Consider the following 16,931-nt stretch of genomic DNA (forward strand, 5'->3'; position numbering starts at 1 on the left):
CTCAGCAGTCGTGCAGCGCTTCGGCGATGGCCTCGCGCCAGGCGGCCGGGCCGTCCTCGATCCCGCCACTCGCGGTCTCGATGCGCAGCGCCCCGCGTTCGAGCTTGGGGTCGGCCTGGAGCGTCCATTGCTCGGCAAGGCGGGGGGAGACCAGCGCCATGTCCTCGGGGTTGAGACGGATCACGCGCTCGTCGTCGGCGCGCGCAAGCATCGCAACCGCGTTGGCGACCCGCCGCTCAAGCGCCTCGGTATCGAGCGCGAGCGGGGCTAGCGCGCTTTCGCACAGCGCCGCGACCGTTTCACGCAGGCGCAGGCGCAGCTGCTCTTCCAGTTCGGCATCGAGCCGGGCGAGCGAGAGGCACAGCGCCTCGCGCGCGGCCTCGTCGGCGCCGTGCTTTTGCGCAGCGGCCTGCTGGGCCTGTTCGAAACCGGCGGTGAAGCCCTGGGTAAAGGCCTCCGCGAGCGGGTCCGGGATATCCTCCTCGTGCGCGGTATCCTCGCGCGGAGAGGTCGGCGCTTCCTCACCTTCGGCGCTGCGCAGATTCCCGCCGTAGCGCAGGTCGGGCGTGAAGCCGCGCCGGTCGGCGTAGGGCTCGATCAGCTTGAAGCCAGGGCGGGGGAAGGCAAAGCCCAGATCAGACATATTCACCGTCTCCCGAACCCAGGATCAGCGAGCCGTCGGCCACCAGCTTGCGGGCAATGGCGACGACTTCCTTTTGCGCGGCGACGACGTCGGCCAGCTTGGTGCGCCCGCGCGCGGCAATCTCGTCCTTGACGCCGTCGGCGACGCGGCTGGACATGGCGCGGAAGAAGAACTCGCGCTCCTCCTCCGAAATGCCCTTGAGCGAATCGATCAGCGTGTCGTTGCCGACATCGCGCAGGAGCACGCCCATCTGCTGGGGATCGAGCACGAAGAGGTGCTCGAACTTGAACATCTCTTCCTCCAGCTTCTTGGCCAGCGCCTTGTCCTTCTTGGCGATCTCGCTCATCACGCGCTTCTCGACGACCTTGCCCACGCCGTTGATGATCTCCGCAGCCTCCTTCATGCCGCCCATCTGCAGGGGGCGGCTGCCGTGGCACTGGGTGATGCGTTGGCTGAGCAGTTCCTCCAGCATGGCGATGGCCTGGGGCGAGACCGGGCCGATCGTCGCCACGCGGTGGATGATTTCCGAGTGCTGCTCGGGCGGGAGACCATGGAGGACCTCGGCGGCGACCAGCGGATCGAGCTGGACCAGCAGCACGGCGATGGCCTGGGGATGCTCGTCCTTGATGAGCGGGATCAGCGCGGAGGGATTGAGCCAGCGCGCCAGCTCCACCATCGAGCCCTTGGGCGCATCGGGCGGCATGATGCGCTGCATCAGATTGTCGGTCTTCACCTCGCCCAGCGCGCGGTGCATCATCATGCGGACCTGGCCCACGCGGTCGTGCGAGGGCAAGCCGAGCGCCTCGGTCTTTTCCAGGAACCCGGTCAGGGCCTCGGCGATGACGTCCGGGCCGATGTCGCCCAGCGCACACATCTTTTCGCCCAGGAGCCGCAACTCGTCGGGCTCCAGTTCGGCGAGAATGCGGCTGGTCTGTTCCTCGTCCAGCAACATCATCATCACGGCGGCGTTGTCGGCCGCCTCGAAGGGGGCTGCCTCGCTCATCAGGCGGCCTTTGCCTCATCTTCGGTGGGCATGTGGTTGAGCATCTGGCGCAGCGCCTGCACCGCGCCGCCCGGGTTCTCCGCAACGAGCCCGCGGGCGAGCGTGATCTGGCGGTTGAGGAGCTCGGCGCGCGGCACGTATTCCTCTTCCTCTTCGGTGCCGGGGATGACCGGGCGTTCGGCGGGTATGGCCGGGGCCTCGAGCGCGGCGGGTTCGTCCTCGTCTTCGGCGGCGCCCTTGGCCTTCTTGCCTTTCTTGCCCTTGGCACCCTTCACCTTGTCGCTTCGCACGGCCTTGACCATCGGGCGCACGCCCAGGAGCAGGACGAGAAGGACCGCGATAACCGCCGCCCCGTTGCGCACGAGCATGGCGAACCAGCTCGTCTCGTAGAAGGGCAAGGCGGTCTCGGGCGCGACCTCGAAGGCGCGGGTGATGACCTTGACGACATCGCCGCGCTGCGGGTTCGCGCCGACCGCCGCGCTGACGAGGGCCTCCAGGTCGGCGATCTGCTGCTGGTTGGCGCCCTTCATGGCTTCGGCGCTGATCGCCACGGCGACCGAAAGGCGCTGGACGCGGCCGGGACCGGAATTCGAGACCGAAACCTCGCGGCCCAGTTCGTAGGTGCGGCTCGACGAGCTCTCGCCATTTGTCGGGGGCGGCGTCTGCGCGCCCTGGGCCTGTCCCGGCGTGCCCTGCGGCGCGCCCGGCTGGGCCTGGGTCTGTGGCGGAGGGGTGTTGGCCAGAACGCCGGGCACGCCCACGGCGGCGCCTCCGGTGCTGGATTGCGACTGCTGCTGCGTTTCGCTGCGCACGACGCCGTCCTTGTCGTAGCTCTCGCGCGCGGAGGTGACCTCGTCCATGTTGAGGTCGACCTGGATCTCGGACGTGAAGTTGCCTTCACCCAGCATGGGCGAGAGCAACTGGGCGACCTGTTCGCGCAGCTTGGCTTCCATCCGGGCCTGGAGGTCGAGCCGGTCGGAATCGACGCCTTGGCCCAGCTGGGAAAGGAGGCGTCCGTGCTGGTCGATCACGCGCACGGCATCGGGTGAAAGACCTGGTACCGATCCGGCGACGAGGTTGACCACGGCGCTCACCTGCCCGTCGGTCAGGCTGCGGCCACGGGCCAGACGCACCATGACCGAGGCGGACGGGGGAACGTTGTCGCGCACGAAGACCGATTTCTCGCCTGCGGCCAAGTGCACGCGCACGCCTTCGACGCCATCGATCTCGCGGATGGTCATCTGCAGGTCCGCTTCGCGCGCGGCGCGCAAACGCTCGCCCTCGAGCGTGCGACTGGCGCCCATCGGCAGGCTGTCGAGCATCTGGGCGCCGCTTTCGGGCACGGCGAGCGCGCCGTCCGAGGCGACCAGCATGCGCGCGCGGTAGAAGTCGCCCTCGGCCACGGTCAGCGCGCCGGTGGAATTGTCGATGCGGTAGTCGATCGCGGCCTGGTCGAGCGCGGCGGCGACACTGGCGCGTTCGCTGTCGCCGAGCTGGGCGTAGAGCACGCGCTGGGGATCAGGGGCCATGGCGCTCCAGGTCAGGAGCGCGGCGCCGATCGCGGCCAACCCGACGAAGACCGGCAGGACCTTGCGCACCGCGGGCTGCGTGGTGAAGGCCGAGAGGCGCGTAAGGACAGGTCCGCCGGCGGGGTCGGTGAAGGGCGCGAAGAGCGAAGGCGCGGCGGGCAGTTGCGCGCCGCCTGCGGGGGCGGGGACGAGGTCGGCCATGGCTTAGCGTCAGACCCCCATCCGCATGATGTCCTGATACGCGCTCAGGAGCTTGTTGCGCACCTGCATGGTCGCCTCGAAGGCGATCCCCGCTTCCTGGCGCGCGAGCATGACTTGTGCGACGTCGGTAACCTCGCCGGTCTGGTACGCGCTGGAGAGCGTTTCGGCGCGCGACTGCACCGAATTGACGCCCTCAAGCGCGGAGCGCAGCGTGTCGGCAAAGCCGGGCGCGGGCGCACCGTTGCCGGTGGGCGCGGGAAGGAGGCCCGTGCCTGCTACCGAGGGGCCTTCGGGCGAATGGATCGCGCGCAGGGTCTGGTTGCGCTCGATGATCTGCGCGCGCATGTCCATGATCTGCTGGATGCCGCCTTCGCGGGCACTGACAGGGGAGACCGTGCTCATCGACGGCCTCCGGCGGCGCGGGCGCCACAATTGCGGCCGATCTCGATGCCCGCTTCACGGAGCGAGGCAAGACGATACCGCAAGGTACGCTCCGAAATGCCGAGTTCGCGCGCGGCCTGCTGGCGGTTGCCACCACAGGTCTCGAGCGTCTCGACGATGGCGCGGGCCTCGGACTGCTGGACGATGTTGGAAAGGCGTCCCTTGCTGTCGGGCGTCACGGCATCGCCTGCGGCCTCGGCGCTGCGCCGTTCGTCCTCGAAGGGGGAGAGCAGGCGTGCCGGGCTGTCGAAGACGATGTGCTGCGGGGCAATGACATCGCTGTCGAAGGCGAGGAGGAGCGCGCGGCGCACCACGTTCTCCAGTTCGCGCACGTTGCCCGGCCAGGCGTGGAGCTTGAGCATGACGAGCGCGGCTTCGCTGAAGCAGGGGACCCGGCCCGGCGTTTCGGCGTGGCGCAGCGCCATCGCGTAGGCGAGCGGGGCGATGTCCTCGGGCCGCGCCTTGAGTGCCGGCAGCTCGAGCGGGAAGACATTCAGGCGGTAGAACAGGTCGGCGCGGAAACGGCCTTCGGCGACTTCGGTGGGAAGGTCGCGGTTGGCGCAGGCGATGACGCGCACGTCGAGCGGGATCGCCTGGGTCGAGCCGATCGGCACGACTTCCTGTTCCTGCAGCGCGCGCAGCAGCTTGGCCTGGAGCGAAAGCGGCAGTTCGGCGATTTCGTCGAGCAGCAGCGTGCCCCCGTTGGCCGCGCGCATGAAGCCCTCGCTGGCCTCGGTCGCGCCGGTAAAGGCGCCCTTGCGGTGGCCGAACAGCATGGCCTCGAGCATGGTCTCGGGCATCGCGGCGCAGTTGACGGCGACGAAGGGCCCCTTGCGGCGCGCGCTGCGGGCATGGATGAAGCGGCTCAGCACTTCCTTGCCGGTGCCGGTGGGGCCGTTGATGAGCACGGGAATGTTGCTGGCCGCGATGCGTTCGGCCAGCGCCAGGACCGAGAGGCTGAGGGGATCTGCTGCAATCGGGTCGCCCGGGGCGGCCATGGCGGCGAGCAGCATGGCCAGCGCGGTTTCGCCCAGCGGATCGCCGTAGCCGATGTCCACGCGCTGCGCGTCATGGGACAGGCTGGCCGCAGAGCTGCGTTTGAGCGTGACCGTGCGCGTGCTGGAGCGCGCGGGCGCGGTGTCGGCGTGATCGCGCAGATCGATGTCGGTGTGGTCGATCAGGCCTCCGGCGACCGCGCTGGCGCGCTGGACGAGCGGGCCGTGAAGGCGGCCGAATTCCGGGCTGAAGGTCAGACCTGGCATGATTCTATTATCCCCGTGGAAGCAACCAATTTCCAAGACACGGGTATCGCGCGTGAACGGCCAACGTTTTGAGAATTTAAGGGCGTGTGGATTCCCGTAGCCCCGCGAAACCATCGCGAAGGATGGCTGCAGTGCAGCACGAAGCGCGCAAACGCGGCGAATTTTTTCGCTTAAACTTCGCGCCGTCCTGCCGGTCTAGGTCCTGACAGCCAGTCCGGATGGGCCGGGTGGCTCGTCCGGCTTCGGGACAAGCCAACGGGAGCTAACTACAATGTCAGTCATCAATACCAATATCAGTGCGATCAAGGCTTCGAACGCGTCGAACTCGGCGAACAAGATGCTGGGCACTGCGATGGAGCGCCTGTCGACCGGCAAGCGCATCAACTCGGCCAAGGACGACGCGGCCGGTCTTGCCATCGCCACCTCCATGACCTCGCAGATCAAGGGCATGAGCCAGGGCATCCGCAACGCCAACGACGGCATCAGCCTTGCCCAGACGGCCGAAGGCGGTCTGTCGGAAGTCTCGAACATGCTCCAGCGCGTGCGCGAACTGGCGATCCAGTCGGCCTCGGGCACCTACCAGGACTCGGACCGCACCGCGATGCAGTCGGAAGTCACCGCACTGACCGAGCAGATCGACGATGTTCTCAGCCAGACCAAGTTCAACGGCAACACGCTGTTCTCGACCACCTCGGGCACTGACGTTACCTTCAACATCCAGACCGGTGCGAATTCGGGTGAGACCATCACGCTGACCTCGACCGCGATCGATGGCACGAACCTGGGTACGGCGCTTGACGTGTCGACCGCAACGGCAGCTTCGACCACGCTCGACAACGTCGATGCCGCACTGGCCGACGTCAACTCGACCCGCGCCTCGCTGGGCGCTGGCCAGAACCGCCTCGAATCGGCGATCAACAACCTCACCAACAACGTGACGAACCTCTCGGACGCCCGTTCGCGTATCGAGGACGCCGACTACTCCAGCGAAACCACGCAGATGGCCAAGGCGCAGATCCTGAGCCAGGCCTCGACCGCGATGATCGCGCAGGCCAACCAGAGCCAGCAGAACGTGCTCTCGCTGCTGCGTTAATCTTGATGAATGTGCATGGCCTGCCCTGACCAGGCAGGCCTCAAGTTGGGCCCGGCGGTGTTTCCCCAGACCGCCGGGCCCTTTTGCGTTCGGCGCGTTCGAGGCGTGTCAGTCCGGCTGCCAATCGGCCTTCCACTTGCCGCGGCTCACCCGGCGGATGGACTGCCCACATTTTGTGCATGTGCCCACGAAGTGCAGTCCGTCCCAGGTCGCCTCGGAGCGGACCGGGGTATGGCGTCCCAAACGGCAGCGGATGACTTGAGGCAGCTTGAGCATGGAATTCCTAGCACTGAAGGGGGCTGAAAAATGCGATGAATCGTGGCTGGCGAGGGTTAATCACAGGGTAGGGATGATCGCGCGCAACGTTTTCTTTTGCATGTAGAATATTTTTATTATGTCGGGTTCTGTGGTTTTTAGTGTTTCTTTTCAGTGTGATGAATTGCCAGGCAGGCCCATTGGTGGGCCTGCCTGAAGATAAAGAAGGCAGTGGCTCAGTTCAGTCGTCCGACTTGTCGTAGACAAGTGAGAAGGTGACAGGGACCTGCGCGGTGATGGCCGGGAGCCCGGCCAGTTCCTGCAACTGGGAAAGGCCTTCGCCGAGGGCGTAGTTCGCCGCGTCCAGGATGATCGGACTGGTCGTTTCCACTTCCACCTTGTCGGGCGCGATCCGGGTCACGGCGAGGCTGGTCTCGATCGGAGCCTTCGTGCCGTGCAGGTCGAGCGTGGCGGTGATCGGAACGATGGACTGCTCACCAAGGCCCAGGCCGGACAGCGTGGCCGGATCGATCTTCGCACTGACCTTGGCCTGCGGGAAGTCGGCGACCTGGAAGAGGATGTCACGCATGCGCTGGTCGCGCACATCGACGTTGGTGTTCACCGAGGCGAGATCAACGGCGAAACTGGCCGTGCCGTCCTCGGCGACCGAGCCGGAGAGATCGCCAAAACTGTGCGCTTCGACGACCTGGCCAGCCTTGATCGTGACGAAGGCAAGACGCGAGGCTTTCGTGTCCAGCTCCCAGTTCCCGGCGAGCGGTTCGGGCGCGCTTTCGTCAGGGGCAGAGGAACAGGCTGCGGCAAGCAGGGCAGCGCTGGCAGGAAGGGCAAGAAAAAGGCGGCGCATTGGTAGATCCTCCTGAGGGGTAGGTCGCAGTCACCGGGCGAGCGCCTTGCGGCCGCACGCCAGCCCCGCGCCGATTTCAGGGCGGGGAGACCGGGACTTAAGAGTGGGAAGAGGGCCTACGCAAGGGGATGCGTGCAATTGTATCCATTGCAATGCTGTGCAGTGCCATTTTGCCTGCATTCGTGTTGCCGAATGGGCGTGTACGTCAGTCCTGCAAGGTGATCGAAATACGCCGGTTGCGCGGATCGTTCGGATCGCCGGGGATCAGCAGTTCCTTGTCGGCGACGCCCTCGATCCGGCGGAAGCGATCCTCGGGCAATCCGTCGCGCAGGAGGGCCTGGCGCGTGGCTTCGGCGCGTCCGGCCGAGAGCGACCAGTTGTTGCCCTTGGTGCCGGGCAGGAAGGGCAAGGCATCGGTATGCCCGCGAATGGTGAGCTGCGCCGCATTGGGCCCCACGGCTTGCGCGATTGCGCCCAGGAGTTCGCTGGCATCGGGCGTCAGGACCGTGGTGCCCAGGCGGAACATGGCGAAATCGGCGTCGTCGACAAGGTCGATCCGCACCCCTTGCGTGGTGTCGACGAGGCGCACCTGCTTGGCGAGGCGGCGCAGCCGTTCGGACGAGCGCAGCTTGGCTTCGAGCGATTCCTTGGCGCGGGTCGTGCGCTTGACCTTCGAGCCGCCCTCCTTGGGGCCTCCCTCGGGGCCGCGCGGGATGGTCAGCGCCTTGGTGCCGGTCTGGCCCATGGCGTGGGGGTAGTTGTCGGCGTCGGTGTGCGAGGAGCCCCCCAGGAGGCCGCCGGCCGAACCGGCGGACTGCTTGCGCGTCTGCACCAGGGTCGGCGTGAAGTAGTCGGCAATGCCCTTGCGCTGCTTCTCGGTGGTCGCGCCCAGGATCCACAGAAGGAGGAAGAAGGCCATCATCGCGGTCACGAAGTCGGCATAGGCCACCTTCCAGGCGCCGCCGTGGTGGCCGCCTTCGACCACCGTGACCTTCTTGACGATGATCGGGGCGAGCGGCTCCTCCTTCTTCTTGGCCACGCTCAGCGTCCCCGCATCGCGTCAAGCAGTTCGGAAAGGCCTGGGCGGAAGGCATGGCCAAGGCCCGAGCGCGCGCTTTCCACGACGAGGGGCTGGGGCCAGCCGTGCAGGCTGGCGATGATGACCTGCTTCACGCAGTGGAAGATCATCTCGTCCTGGTCGTTGATCTGCTTGAGGCGCCCGGCCATCGGCGCGACGATGCCATAGGCCAGCAGCACGCCCATGAAGGTGCCGACGAGCGCGGAGCCGATCATCTCGCCCAGAACCGAAGGCGGCTTGTCGATCGAGCCCATCGTCTTCACCACGCCCAGCACGGCCGCGACGATGCCAAGTGCAGGCAGCGAGTCGGCCAGGTTCTGGATCGCGTGCTGGGGTTCGTGGAACTCGTGGAAGTGGGTCTTCATCGCGTTGTCCATCACGTCCTCGACCGCGTGAACTTCCAGCGTGCCCGAGGACACCACGATCAGCGTCAGCGTGTCGCAGATGAGATCGGTCAGCGCGTGGTTGGCGAGGATGCGGGGGAATTCGGCAAAGAGCGAGGAGGACTTGGGCTCGTTGACGTGGCTTTCCAGCGCCACCGGCCCTTCCGAGCGCAGGATCTTCATCAGCCGCACAGTCAGGACGATGACGTCGATGTGGTCCTGCTTGTTGTGCTTGGGGCCCTTGAGCACGCGCGCGAAGCCGCCGCCCAGGACTTTGAGTTCGTGCATCGAGTTGCCGGTGACGATGGCGCCCACCGCCGCGCCGCCAATGATGAGCATCTCATGGGGGATGGCGTGCATCACGGGGCCGAGCGCACCGCCCGTCATGGCGAAACCGCCAAAGACCATCACCAGCAGGATCACGATCCCGATGATTGCAAACATGGTTAATCTTCCTCGTCAAGGCGAAGCCCGGCGCGCTTTTTGGAAAAGCGGCCGGGCCGGCGGGCGGGATCAGAGCTTGTCGAACAGGGACAGTCCGGCGAGCTTGGTGAAGCTGGCCTGGCTGGCTTCCAGAACGGTGAGCGTTTCCTGCAAGGTGGCGATGGTGGTGGCGATGTCGGTCGCGCCGATGTTCGATTCCTCGCTCTGGCGCAGTTCCTGGAGGTCGATACGGCGGTTGTCGGTGAGCTCGATCCAGGCGAGGCGCGTGCCGATCACGGTCTGGCCCGTGGTGAGCGTGTCGAGCCCGGTCTGGAGGTTGCCCAACGCCTCGCGCGCGGCGCCGGTCGGATCGGGCGTGCCGCTCTGCAGCGCCACGGCGAGCGCCTTGATGGTCGCCATCGTATCGCTGGGATTGCCCGCGGTGTCGGTGAAGGACAGGAACTGGGGGCCAGGCATCGAGCGGGTCACGCTCTGCCCTTCGCCGAGCGGCAGGTTGCTGGTGTTGGGCGTACCGACATAGACCGCGTTGCCCCCGGCATCGAGGCCATAGGCATCGCCCGCGCTTTCGCCTCCGAAGAGGGCATGGCCGTTGGAATCGCGCGCGTTCGAGAGGCCCACGAGATTGCCGAAGATCTGCTCCAGTTCCTGCCCGATGGCGGTGCGCTGGCTGTCGGTGATGGTGCCGTTGGCGGCCTGCGCGGCCAGTACCTGCGCGCGGATGATGGCATCGGCCATGTCGGACATCGCGGCATCGGCCAGCGTCAGGTCGGCGTTGGCGCGGCTGGCGTTGGCGGCATCGATCTCGGAGAGCTTTTCCAGGCGTCCCAGCGCACGCAGGCGTGAGGCGGCGACCGGATCGTCGGACGAGCGGGTCAGCTTCTCGCCGCTGCCCAGCTGCGCCTGCAGCGTTTCGGCCTGCGAACGCAGGTCCTTCATGTCGGCGCGGGCCCGTTCGTAGAAGGCGCTGGTACTGGTGGAGACGATCGGCATGGCTAGACCCTTCAGCGGATGGCCAGGATGGAATCAAAGATGTCGGAGGCGACCTGCATGACGCGCGCGTTGGCTTCGAAGGCCTGCTGGAAGCGCACGAGGTTGACCGCCTCCTGGTCGAGGTCGACGCCCGCCTGCGCCTGAAGCGCAACGCGCGCGGTGCTGGCGATGGAATCGAGCGCATCGCGCGTCACCCGGCGCCCGGCCACCGCGCTGGAAATGCCGAAGAGCAGGGTGTCCATGTCGCCCGCCGGATCGGCGGCGGACAGCGCGCTGCGCATGGCTTCGAGGTTGGAGACATCGCGGCTGTTCGCGCCGGCCCCGGCAGGGGCGGTGGCGACGGCCGCGCCGTTGGCCGCGATCATGCGGATGTCCGCCGCGCCCGTGCCCGAAAAGAGCGGCTGTCCGGGATTGCCATCAAGGTCGACACCCGCGGCTTGCGCGGCGTTGATGGTGGTGACGATCTCGGCGGCAATCGCGTCGAGTTCGGCGCGGGTGGAGGCGGCCTGCGTCAGCGACAGGCTCTTGCCCGCGAGCTGGCCCGAGGAAATCGCTGTCGGCGTGCCATCGAGGCTGAAGGAGATCGTGCCGTCGGCGGCGGTCGCCATGGCAAGGCTGCGGGTGGTCCCGCCGTTGACGAGATCGGTGCCCGAAGGCCCGCCCAGCGTAACCGTCACCACGCCGGTATCGGGCGCGAAGCTGATGCGCGTGTCGACGTACTGCGACAATTCCTGGAGCAGCATGTCGCGCTGGTCGAGCTGCGCGGTCTGGTCGCTCGAGGCGTCCGAGGCGCGCGAGAGGCGCAGGTTCACGCGCGCCAGTTCGGAGGCGATGCGGTTGACGTTCTCGACACCTTCGCCCGCTTCGAAGCGCAGCCCATCGCCCACCGCATCGAGACTGGAGGCCGCGACGTTGAGCGTTTCGGAAAGCGTGCGCCCTTGTTCGAGGACGCCCGCGCGCAACGGTCCGTCGGTGGGATCGGACAGCAGAGCCTGCAGCCCTGCCTCGAAATCGACGATCGAGGTGTAGACCCCGGTCTGCTCGACCGCGGATTCGATGTTTTCAAGGCCCTGGACTTCGGCCGCTGCGCGCGCCGCATCGGCTCCGGTCCGGCGCACTTCGCCCTGGCGGAACTGGTCGGCGTTGCGCACGATACCCGCCACCGCAACCCCGGCGAGGTTGATCGAGGTGGGTGTCGAGCTGACCGTGCCGACGGCCACTTCGGCGAGCGAGACCGAGCGCCGCACGTAGCCTTCCGAGGAGGCGTTGGCGATGTTGTTGGAGGTGATCTCCAACGCAGTGCGGGCCGCGCGGGTGCCGCTGCGGGCCATCGAGATGAGGTCGGACGGCATGTCTTAGCGGTCTCCGGAGGTGGCAGGGGGGGCGGCAGCAGGCTCGGCGGGAGCCTCGGGCGGCAGGTGGCGTGCAAGCTGAGCCTCGATCACGCTGGCAAGGCCGAGCGTGCCGGTCTGCGCGGCGATCTCGGCAAAGCGCTCGTCCTGCATCTGGCGAAACGTGTCGAGCGCGGCGCTGGAGAAGATGCCGTCCTTGTCGAAGTGGGTCTTGCGCGCTTCGGCGAGCATCTGGCGCACGAAGATCGCCTCGAACTGCTTGGCGGCCTGCGCCAGTTCCTCGCGCGCGGTGGCGCCCGGCGTGCGGTCCATGCCCTTTTCGGGCGAGAGGATGAGGCTGGTCGAGGGGGCGGAAGCGTTGATCATATCACCACCATCTCGGCTTTCAGGGCACCGGCCTGCTTGAGCGCTTCGAGGATTGCGACAAGGTCGGACGGGGTGACGCCCAGGAGGTTGAGCGCGTCGACCACCTGCGAGAGCGAGGCACCCGGCTGGAACAGCGCGACGGCGCGGCTTTCTTCCTCGGCGGAAATGTCGGAATTGGGCTCGATCGCGGTCTGGCCGCGGCTGAAGGGCGCGGGCTGGACCACCATCGGGTCTTCGTCGACGCGGACGGTGAGCTTGCCATGGCTGATCGCGGCGGGCGCGAGGCGCACGGCGGAATTGATGACGACGGTGCCGGTGCGCGAATTGACGATGACGCGCGCGGGCGTTTCGGCAGGCTGGATCTCGATCATCTCGATCGCGGCCATGACGCTGGCGCGGGTGTTCGATTCGATGGGAAGCGTGAGGGCCAGCGTCACCCCATCCTCGACCGAGGCGGTGCCGGGCATGCGCTGGTTGATCGCATCGCGCACGCGCGAGGCGGTGAGGAAATCGGCGGCAAAGAGGTTCCAGCGCAGTGTCTGCTGGCTGTCGAAACCGGTTGCGACCGCGCGCTCGACCGAGGCCCCCTCGGCGATGCGGCCCACGGTCGGGATGTTGACCGTCAGCTTGGAGCCGTCGTTGGCCGAGATGCCAAGCCCGCCGACCGCGAGGTTGCCCTGCGCCATCGCGTAGATCTGGCCATCCGCGCCGTAGAGCGGGGTGATGATGAGCGCGCCGCCGCGCAGCGACTTGGCCTTGCCGATGGTGGAGACCGTGACGTCGATGCGCTGGCCGGGCTTGGCAAAGGCGGGAAGGTCGGCGGTGACCATGACGGCCGCCGCGTTCTTGAGGCCGGGCGCGACGCCTGCGGGCAGGGTCAGGCCCATGCGGCCCGAGACGCCCTTCATGGCCTGCGTCAGGTATTCGAGGTTGTCATCGCCGGTGCCCGGAAGACCCACGACGATGCCATAGCCGGTGAGCTGGTTGGAGCGTACGCCCTGGAATTGCCCAAGATCGCGCACGCGTTCGGCGTGGGCGTGGACGGGCGCCAGGTAGACGGTGAGCGCGGCGAAGAGCGCGGCCAGCATCCAGGGAAGATTACGCTGCATCCAGCCCCCCATCAGAACGGCGAAATCAGGTTGAAGAAGCGCCCCAGCCAGCCCTGCTTGCTGGCGCGCTGGAGGGCGCCCTTGCCGGAATACTCGACATGGGCATCGGCCACGCGGGTCGAGGCGATGGCGTTGTCCTGGTCGATGTCGGCCAGGCGCACGATGCCGGAAAACCGGACCCATTCGTCTCCCTGGCTGAGCAGCATCTTCTTTTCTCCCTTGACCAGTGCGGTGCCATTGGCGCGCACTTCGGCGATGGTGACGGAAATCGTGGAGACGAGACTGCTGGTCTGCGCTGCACTTCCCTGACCATTGAACGACGAGGAGGAGCTCGCGTTAAGGGCGTTGGGGTTGAGGAAGGAGAGGAGACCGGCGGTGGGCGGGATGATCGAGGCGCCCCCGCTCTTGCCGTTGCTGGACGAAACGGCCTTGGAGGCGGTGGTGGTCTCGAGAAGGATGATGGTCAGCGGATCGCCCACGCGCGTGGCGCGGTTGCCCTGGTAGAGGGGCGCATAGCCGACCGAGGCGGAGAAGATGCCGCCCGTGGGCACAGCCCCGGCGCTCGCGGCTTCGACGATCGGCAGCGTGGCCTCGAAACCGGAGGGCTTGGGCTTCTTCTTCGCTTCGGCCTGAAGCGGAAGGACAAGGGCGAGAAGCGCGAGGGCGAGGGAGATAGTGCGGGACATGATCACAGCGTCTGGTTGGCGTTGCGCAGCATTTCGTCGACCGCCGAGATCATCTTGGAATTGATCTCGTAGGCGCGCTGGGTTTCGATCATGTCGACCAGCTCCTCGACGATTTTGACGTTGGAGGCCTCGAGCATGCCCTGGCGCATCGCGCCGCGCCCTTCGGTTCCTGCGACGCCGATCTGCGCGGGGCCGCTGGCGGCGGTTTCCAGCATGAAGTTGTCCGACATCGCCTGCAGCCCCTGCGGGTTGGTGAAGCTGGCGATGGTGATCTGGCCGATCTGCGAGGGATCGGCCTGCCCGGCCAGCTGCGCCGACACGGTGCCGTCCTCCGAGACCGAGATCGTCGTCGCGTTCTCGGGGATCGTCACCGGAGGCTGCACCGCATAGCCCTGCGAGGTGACGAGCAGGCCCTCGGACGAACGGCTGAAATTGCCCGCGCGGGTATAGGCCAGCTGGCCGCCGGGCAGGGTGATCTGGAAATAGCCATCGCCATCGAGCGCGAGGTCGAGGCTGTTGCCGGTCATCTGGAGCGAACCTTGTGTCTCCATGCGCGTGGTCGACTGGACGCCCACGCCCGTGCCCAGGTTCAGGCCGATGGCGTAGGTCGTCTCGTTCGAGGAGGCGGCACCGGCCACGCGCGCGTCCTGGTAGGCCAGCGTCGCGAAGTTGGCGCGGTCGCGCTTGAATGCGGTGGTCGAGACGTTGGCGAGGTTGTTCGCGATCACGCGCATGCGCGTGTCCTGGGCTTCGAGACCGGTGCGGGCGACCTGGAGGGCGGATGAGGGCATGGGACGTTTCCTGTGGAGACGGTGAGGGGGCTATCAGTCGAGGCGCATCAGCCGCGTGCCGCCTTCGTCGAGCTGGCGGGCGGTTTCGATGAGCTTGGTGCGAAGGTCGAAGAGGCGCTGCGCCGAGATCATCTCGACCAGCACTTCGGAGGCGTTGACGTTGGACTGCTCCAGCGACTGCGGGATCAGGCGCGCGTTCGCGTCCACCGGCAGCACGCCGAACTCGGTCGGGCTGCCGGGGATGCCGTCACCCGGAACGCGGAACTGGCCAGCGAGCGTCTTGGTGATGGTCGAGCCGGTGGTGGAGACCAGCTTCATCACGTCGAGCCGGGCCGGCGGCGCTTCGGGCACGGCCGGATCGGCCATCAGCAGCGCGCCGTCCGGGCCGATCGTGATGCGCGCACCGGGGGGCAGGGTGATCGGGCCGTTCTGGCCGATCACCGGCAGCCCGTCGCCATTCTGGAGGACGCCCGTCACGGTGACCGAGAGATCGCCGCGGCGGGTATAGGCCTCGCCCCCGTCGTCGGCCTGGACGGCCAGCATGGTGTCGCCCGAAAGCGCCACGTCGAGCGGGTTGCCGGTGTTCACCACCGCGCCGTCCTTCATCATCGCGCCCTTGACGTCGGCGCTCGACATGGCGCGCACCTGGAGCTGCGGGCCTTCGAGCGTCATGGGCGTGGCGTTGAGAACCTCGGCCTTGAAGCCGATGGTCTGGGCGTTGGCCATGTTCGAGGCGATCACGCGTTCGCGTGTCATCGAATTGGCCATGCCCGAAAGCGCGGTGTAGATCAGGCGATCCATGAGTCAGGTCCGCTCCGTGCGCCGATCAGGTGCGCAGGTTGATGATGGTCTGCGAGAGCTGCGTGGCGGTATCCACGGCCTTGGCGTTGGCCTGGAAGTTGCGCTGCGCGGTGATCAGCGAGACCAGTTCTTCGGCAATCTCGACGTTGGAGCGTTCGAGCGATCCGGCCATGAGCGAACCGTAGAGGCCCGAGCCCGGCTGACCGTAGCTCGCGGCGCCCGAAATGCCGGTCGCCGTCCAGCTGGCGTTGCCTTCCTGGCGCAGGCCCTGGGGCGAGATGAAGTTGGCGAGCGCGAGCACGCCCACGGTTTCGTTCGAGCCATCGGCGTACGTGGCGACGACCGAGCCGTCGGACATGATGGTCACCCCGGCGAAGTCCTCGCCCGCGGTGTTCTGCGCCGGGATCTGCGCGTCCTGAAGCGTGGTCAGCGAAGTGATCGCGCCCGAGGCATCGACCGGAAAGACCTGAAGGCGCATGTTCTGGGCGTTGCGGATGTAGCCGTTGCCATCGACCGAGAACGAGCCGGCACGGGTATACGCGGTCTCGCCCGAGAGCGGGGAGACGACGGTGTAGAAGCCTTCACCGTTGACCGCGACGTCGAGCGCCGAGCCGGTCTGCTCGATGGGGCCGAGCGAGAACTCCTGCATGATCGCGCTGACCCGCGCGCCGATACCGGTGGTGAGCGAGGGATCGGTCAGGATCGAGGAGGAGACGATGTCGGCAAAGGCCGTATCGCTCTTCTTGAAGCCGGTGGTCTCGGCGTTGGCGATGTTGTGCGCGATGACGTTGAGGTCGGTCTGCGCGTTCTTGAGGCCGGTCAGCGAGGTGTAATAGGACATCGGGCGTGACTTTCGTTGCGCGCGCTCAGGCAGCGGGGGTGGTGGGAGAAGCGGTGTTGGCGTTGGCCGCGTTCAGGGCCTCGACCTGGGTGGCAAGCGCGGCGACGGCGCGCTGGGTGGCAAGGCCGGTCTGGTTGAGCGTCTCCATCTGCGTGGAAATGCGGGACAGCGTGTCGCCCATCTCGGTCGTCCCCGCGAGCGAGGAGAACTGCGCCATCTGGGCGAGCATGGCGGTCTGGTCCATCGGCTCGAAGGGATCCTGCTGCTGGAGCTGGGTCATCATCAGCTTGAGGAAATCGGCCTGGCCCAGATCGCCGAGCGAATTGCGCGGTGTATCGCTGGTCGTTGTGGTCGGCGTTGTCGGCAGGCCGGTGGTGATCGAGGTGACGGTCATTTGAGCCTCATCGTTTCGAGCATGAGCTGCTTGGCGGTGGAGAGGGCCTCGAGCAGGTTCTGGTACTGGCGCGAGGCTTCGAGCATCTCGACCATCTCCGCGTTCTCATCGACGGGGGCGGCCCAGACATCGCCGTTGGCATCGGCCAGCGGGTGCTCGGGGGTGTGCTGGCGCAGCGCGGCGGCGTTCTCGCGCACCACGCCGCGCACATCGACCGAGGCGAGGCCGCTTGCGGCATCCAGGTCGGCGGCGAAGACGGGACGGATCGGCTTGTAGGCTTCCCCCTCGCTGGCCGAGACGGTGCCCGCGTTGGCAAGGTTCGAGGCCGCCGCGTTCATCCGCACCATCTGCGCGGACATGCCGCGCTGGGCGAGGGTGAAGAGCGTCATGGGCGAATTGGCCAT

Annotated in this window: 19 protein-coding genes; 1 reads left to right on the forward strand and 18 read right to left on the reverse strand. The window is 67.1% G+C overall.

The window, feature by feature from the left end; translation table 11 throughout:
- Position 1: 1 nt before the first annotated feature.
- From HT578_RS18175 to HT578_RS18195, 5 genes are read right to left on the reverse strand one after another with little or no spacing between them, the layout of a single operon-like run.
- Positions 2–643, reverse strand: a complete 642-nt coding sequence (locus HT578_RS18175) for a FliH/SctL family protein (protein ID WP_213500976.1) — start codon at positions 641–643, stop codon at positions 2–4.
- The gene (gene fliG / locus HT578_RS18180; RefSeq protein ID WP_213500977.1) at positions 636–1,646 is read right to left on the reverse strand and encodes a flagellar motor switch protein FliG; all 1,011 of its coding nucleotides are present in this window, start codon (positions 1,644–1,646) and stop codon (positions 636–638) included. Before fliG ends, HT578_RS18175 begins: the two co-directional genes overlap by 8 nt.
- Positions 1,646–3,376: a flagellar basal-body MS-ring/collar protein FliF gene (gene fliF, locus HT578_RS18185; RefSeq protein WP_213500978.1), complete on the reverse strand. Its 1,731-nt coding sequence runs from the start codon at positions 3,374–3,376 to the stop codon at positions 1,646–1,648. Before fliF ends, fliG begins: the two co-directional genes overlap by 1 nt.
- Positions 3,377–3,385: 9 nt before the next feature.
- A complete protein-coding gene (gene fliE, locus HT578_RS18190; RefSeq protein ID WP_039388367.1) occupies positions 3,386–3,778 on the reverse strand; it encodes a flagellar hook-basal body complex protein FliE in 393 nt (130 codons plus the stop codon).
- On the reverse strand, positions 3,775–5,079 hold the full coding sequence (locus tag HT578_RS18195; protein WP_213500979.1) for a sigma-54 interaction domain-containing protein: 1,305 nt from the start codon (positions 5,077–5,079) through the stop codon (positions 3,775–3,777). Before HT578_RS18195 ends, fliE begins: the two co-directional genes overlap by 4 nt.
- 271 nt (positions 5,080–5,350) lie before the next feature.
- On the opposite strand from HT578_RS18195, the gene HT578_RS18200 reads away from it, so the two are divergent.
- A complete protein-coding gene (locus HT578_RS18200; RefSeq protein WP_039388364.1) occupies positions 5,351–6,172 on the forward strand; it encodes a flagellin N-terminal helical domain-containing protein in 822 nt (273 codons plus the stop codon).
- Between the two features lie 496 nt (positions 6,173–6,668).
- Here the strand turns inward: HT578_RS18200 and HT578_RS18205 are convergent, their stop codons facing one another.
- From HT578_RS18205 to flgC, 13 genes are all read right to left on the reverse strand, one after another.
- On the reverse strand, positions 6,669–7,292 hold the full coding sequence (locus tag HT578_RS18205; protein WP_213500980.1) for a YceI family protein: 624 nt from the start codon (positions 7,290–7,292) through the stop codon (positions 6,669–6,671).
- A gap of 205 nt (positions 7,293–7,497) precedes the next feature.
- On the reverse strand, positions 7,498–8,331 hold the full coding sequence (locus HT578_RS18210; RefSeq protein ID WP_213500981.1) for a flagellar motor protein MotB: 834 nt from the start codon (positions 8,329–8,331) through the stop codon (positions 7,498–7,500).
- 2 nt (positions 8,332–8,333) lie between these two features.
- Positions 8,334–9,197 carry a flagellar motor stator protein MotA gene (gene motA, locus HT578_RS18215; protein WP_039388360.1) on the reverse strand — a complete coding sequence of 288 codons (864 nt, stop codon included), beginning with the start codon at positions 9,195–9,197 and terminating at the stop codon, positions 8,334–8,336.
- A gap of 69 nt (positions 9,198–9,266) precedes the next feature.
- Positions 9,267–10,187 carry a flagellin N-terminal helical domain-containing protein gene (locus HT578_RS18220; RefSeq protein WP_039388358.1) on the reverse strand — a complete coding sequence of 307 codons (921 nt, stop codon included), beginning with the start codon at positions 10,185–10,187 and terminating at the stop codon, positions 9,267–9,269.
- Between the two features lie 11 nt (positions 10,188–10,198).
- Positions 10,199–11,539 (reverse strand): flagellar hook-associated protein FlgK, encoded by a 1,341-nt coding sequence (gene flgK, locus HT578_RS18225; protein ID WP_213500982.1) that lies wholly within the window; start codon positions 11,537–11,539, stop codon positions 10,199–10,201.
- 3 nt (positions 11,540–11,542) lie between these two features.
- A complete protein-coding gene (locus tag HT578_RS18230) occupies positions 11,543–11,905 on the reverse strand; it encodes a rod-binding protein (RefSeq protein WP_239026347.1) in 363 nt (120 codons plus the stop codon).
- Positions 11,902–13,014 carry a flagellar basal body P-ring protein FlgI gene (locus tag HT578_RS18235; RefSeq protein WP_052322306.1) on the reverse strand — a complete coding sequence of 371 codons (1,113 nt, stop codon included), beginning with the start codon at positions 13,012–13,014 and terminating at the stop codon, positions 11,902–11,904. The genes HT578_RS18230 and HT578_RS18235 overlap by 4 nt, the downstream gene beginning before the upstream one ends.
- 11 nt (positions 13,015–13,025) lie before the next feature.
- Positions 13,026–13,700, reverse strand: a complete 675-nt coding sequence (locus tag HT578_RS18240) for a flagellar basal body L-ring protein FlgH (protein ID WP_213500983.1) — start codon at positions 13,698–13,700, stop codon at positions 13,026–13,028.
- A gap of 2 nt (positions 13,701–13,702) precedes the next feature.
- A complete protein-coding gene (flgG, locus tag HT578_RS18245; protein WP_213500984.1) occupies positions 13,703–14,491 on the reverse strand; it encodes a flagellar basal-body rod protein FlgG in 789 nt (262 codons plus the stop codon).
- A 33-nt stretch (positions 14,492–14,524) separates the two neighbouring features.
- Positions 14,525–15,292, reverse strand: a complete 768-nt coding sequence (locus HT578_RS18250; RefSeq protein WP_039388346.1) for a flagellar basal body rod protein FlgF — start codon at positions 15,290–15,292, stop codon at positions 14,525–14,527.
- A 25-nt stretch (positions 15,293–15,317) separates the two neighbouring features.
- The gene (locus HT578_RS18255; RefSeq protein ID WP_039388345.1) at positions 15,318–16,133 is read right to left on the reverse strand and encodes a flagellar hook-basal body complex protein; all 816 of its coding nucleotides are present in this window, start codon (positions 16,131–16,133) and stop codon (positions 15,318–15,320) included.
- 25 nt (positions 16,134–16,158) lie between these two features.
- Positions 16,159–16,527 (reverse strand): flagellar hook assembly protein FlgD, encoded by a 369-nt coding sequence (locus HT578_RS18260; RefSeq protein ID WP_213500985.1) that lies wholly within the window; start codon positions 16,525–16,527, stop codon positions 16,159–16,161.
- On the reverse strand, positions 16,524–16,931 hold the full coding sequence (flgC, locus tag HT578_RS18265) for a flagellar basal body rod protein FlgC (RefSeq protein ID WP_039388341.1): 408 nt from the start codon (positions 16,929–16,931) through the stop codon (positions 16,524–16,526). The genes HT578_RS18260 and flgC overlap by 4 nt, the downstream gene beginning before the upstream one ends.

This window comes from Novosphingobium decolorationis (assembly GCF_018417475.1).
Lineage (GTDB): Bacteria > Pseudomonadota > Alphaproteobacteria > Sphingomonadales > Sphingomonadaceae > Novosphingobium > Novosphingobium decolorationis.

Excerpts from the sequence above, each read along its gene's own strand:
- HT578_RS18175 (WP_213500976.1), bottom strand. The coding sequence starts at position 643 with ATGTCTGATCTGGGCTTTGCCTTCCCCCGCCCTGGCTTCAAGCTGATC.
- fliG (WP_213500977.1), bottom strand. The coding sequence starts at position 1,646 with ATGAGCGAGGCAGCCCCCTTCGAGGCGGCCGACAACGCCGCCGTGATG.
- fliF (WP_213500978.1), bottom strand. The coding sequence starts at position 3,376 with ATGGCCGACCTCGTCCCCGCCCCCGCAGGCGGCGCGCAACTGCCCGCC.
- fliE (WP_039388367.1), bottom strand. The coding sequence starts at position 3,778 with ATGAGCACGGTCTCCCCTGTCAGTGCCCGCGAAGGCGGCATCCAGCAG.
- HT578_RS18195 (WP_213500979.1), bottom strand. The coding sequence starts at position 5,079 with ATGCCAGGTCTGACCTTCAGCCCGGAATTCGGCCGCCTTCACGGCCCG.
- HT578_RS18200 (WP_039388364.1), top strand. The coding sequence starts at position 5,351 with ATGTCAGTCATCAATACCAATATCAGTGCGATCAAGGCTTCGAACGCG.
- HT578_RS18205 (WP_213500980.1), bottom strand. The coding sequence starts at position 7,292 with ATGCGCCGCCTTTTTCTTGCCCTTCCTGCCAGCGCTGCCCTGCTTGCC.
- motA (WP_039388360.1), bottom strand. The coding sequence starts at position 9,197 with ATGTTTGCAATCATCGGGATCGTGATCCTGCTGGTGATGGTCTTTGGC.
- HT578_RS18220 (WP_039388358.1), bottom strand. The coding sequence starts at position 10,187 with ATGCCGATCGTCTCCACCAGTACCAGCGCCTTCTACGAACGGGCCCGC.
- flgK (WP_213500982.1), bottom strand. The coding sequence starts at position 11,539 with ATGCCGTCCGACCTCATCTCGATGGCCCGCAGCGGCACCCGCGCGGCC.
- HT578_RS18230 (WP_239026347.1), bottom strand. The coding sequence starts at position 11,905 with ATGATCAACGCTTCCGCCCCCTCGACCAGCCTCATCCTCTCGCCCGAA.
- HT578_RS18235 (WP_052322306.1), bottom strand. The coding sequence starts at position 13,014 with ATGCAGCGTAATCTTCCCTGGATGCTGGCCGCGCTCTTCGCCGCGCTC.
- HT578_RS18240 (WP_213500983.1), bottom strand. The coding sequence starts at position 13,700 with ATGTCCCGCACTATCTCCCTCGCCCTCGCGCTTCTCGCCCTTGTCCTT.
- flgG (WP_213500984.1), bottom strand. The coding sequence starts at position 14,491 with ATGCCCTCATCCGCCCTCCAGGTCGCCCGCACCGGTCTCGAAGCCCAG.
- HT578_RS18250 (WP_039388346.1), bottom strand. The coding sequence starts at position 15,292 with ATGGATCGCCTGATCTACACCGCGCTTTCGGGCATGGCCAATTCGATG.
- HT578_RS18255 (WP_039388345.1), bottom strand. The coding sequence starts at position 16,133 with ATGTCCTATTACACCTCGCTGACCGGCCTCAAGAACGCGCAGACCGAC.
- HT578_RS18260 (WP_213500985.1), bottom strand. The coding sequence starts at position 16,527 with ATGACCGTCACCTCGATCACCACCGGCCTGCCGACAACGCCGACCACA.
- flgC (WP_039388341.1), bottom strand. The coding sequence starts at position 16,931 with ATGGCCAATTCGCCCATGACGCTCTTCACCCTCGCCCAGCGCGGCATG.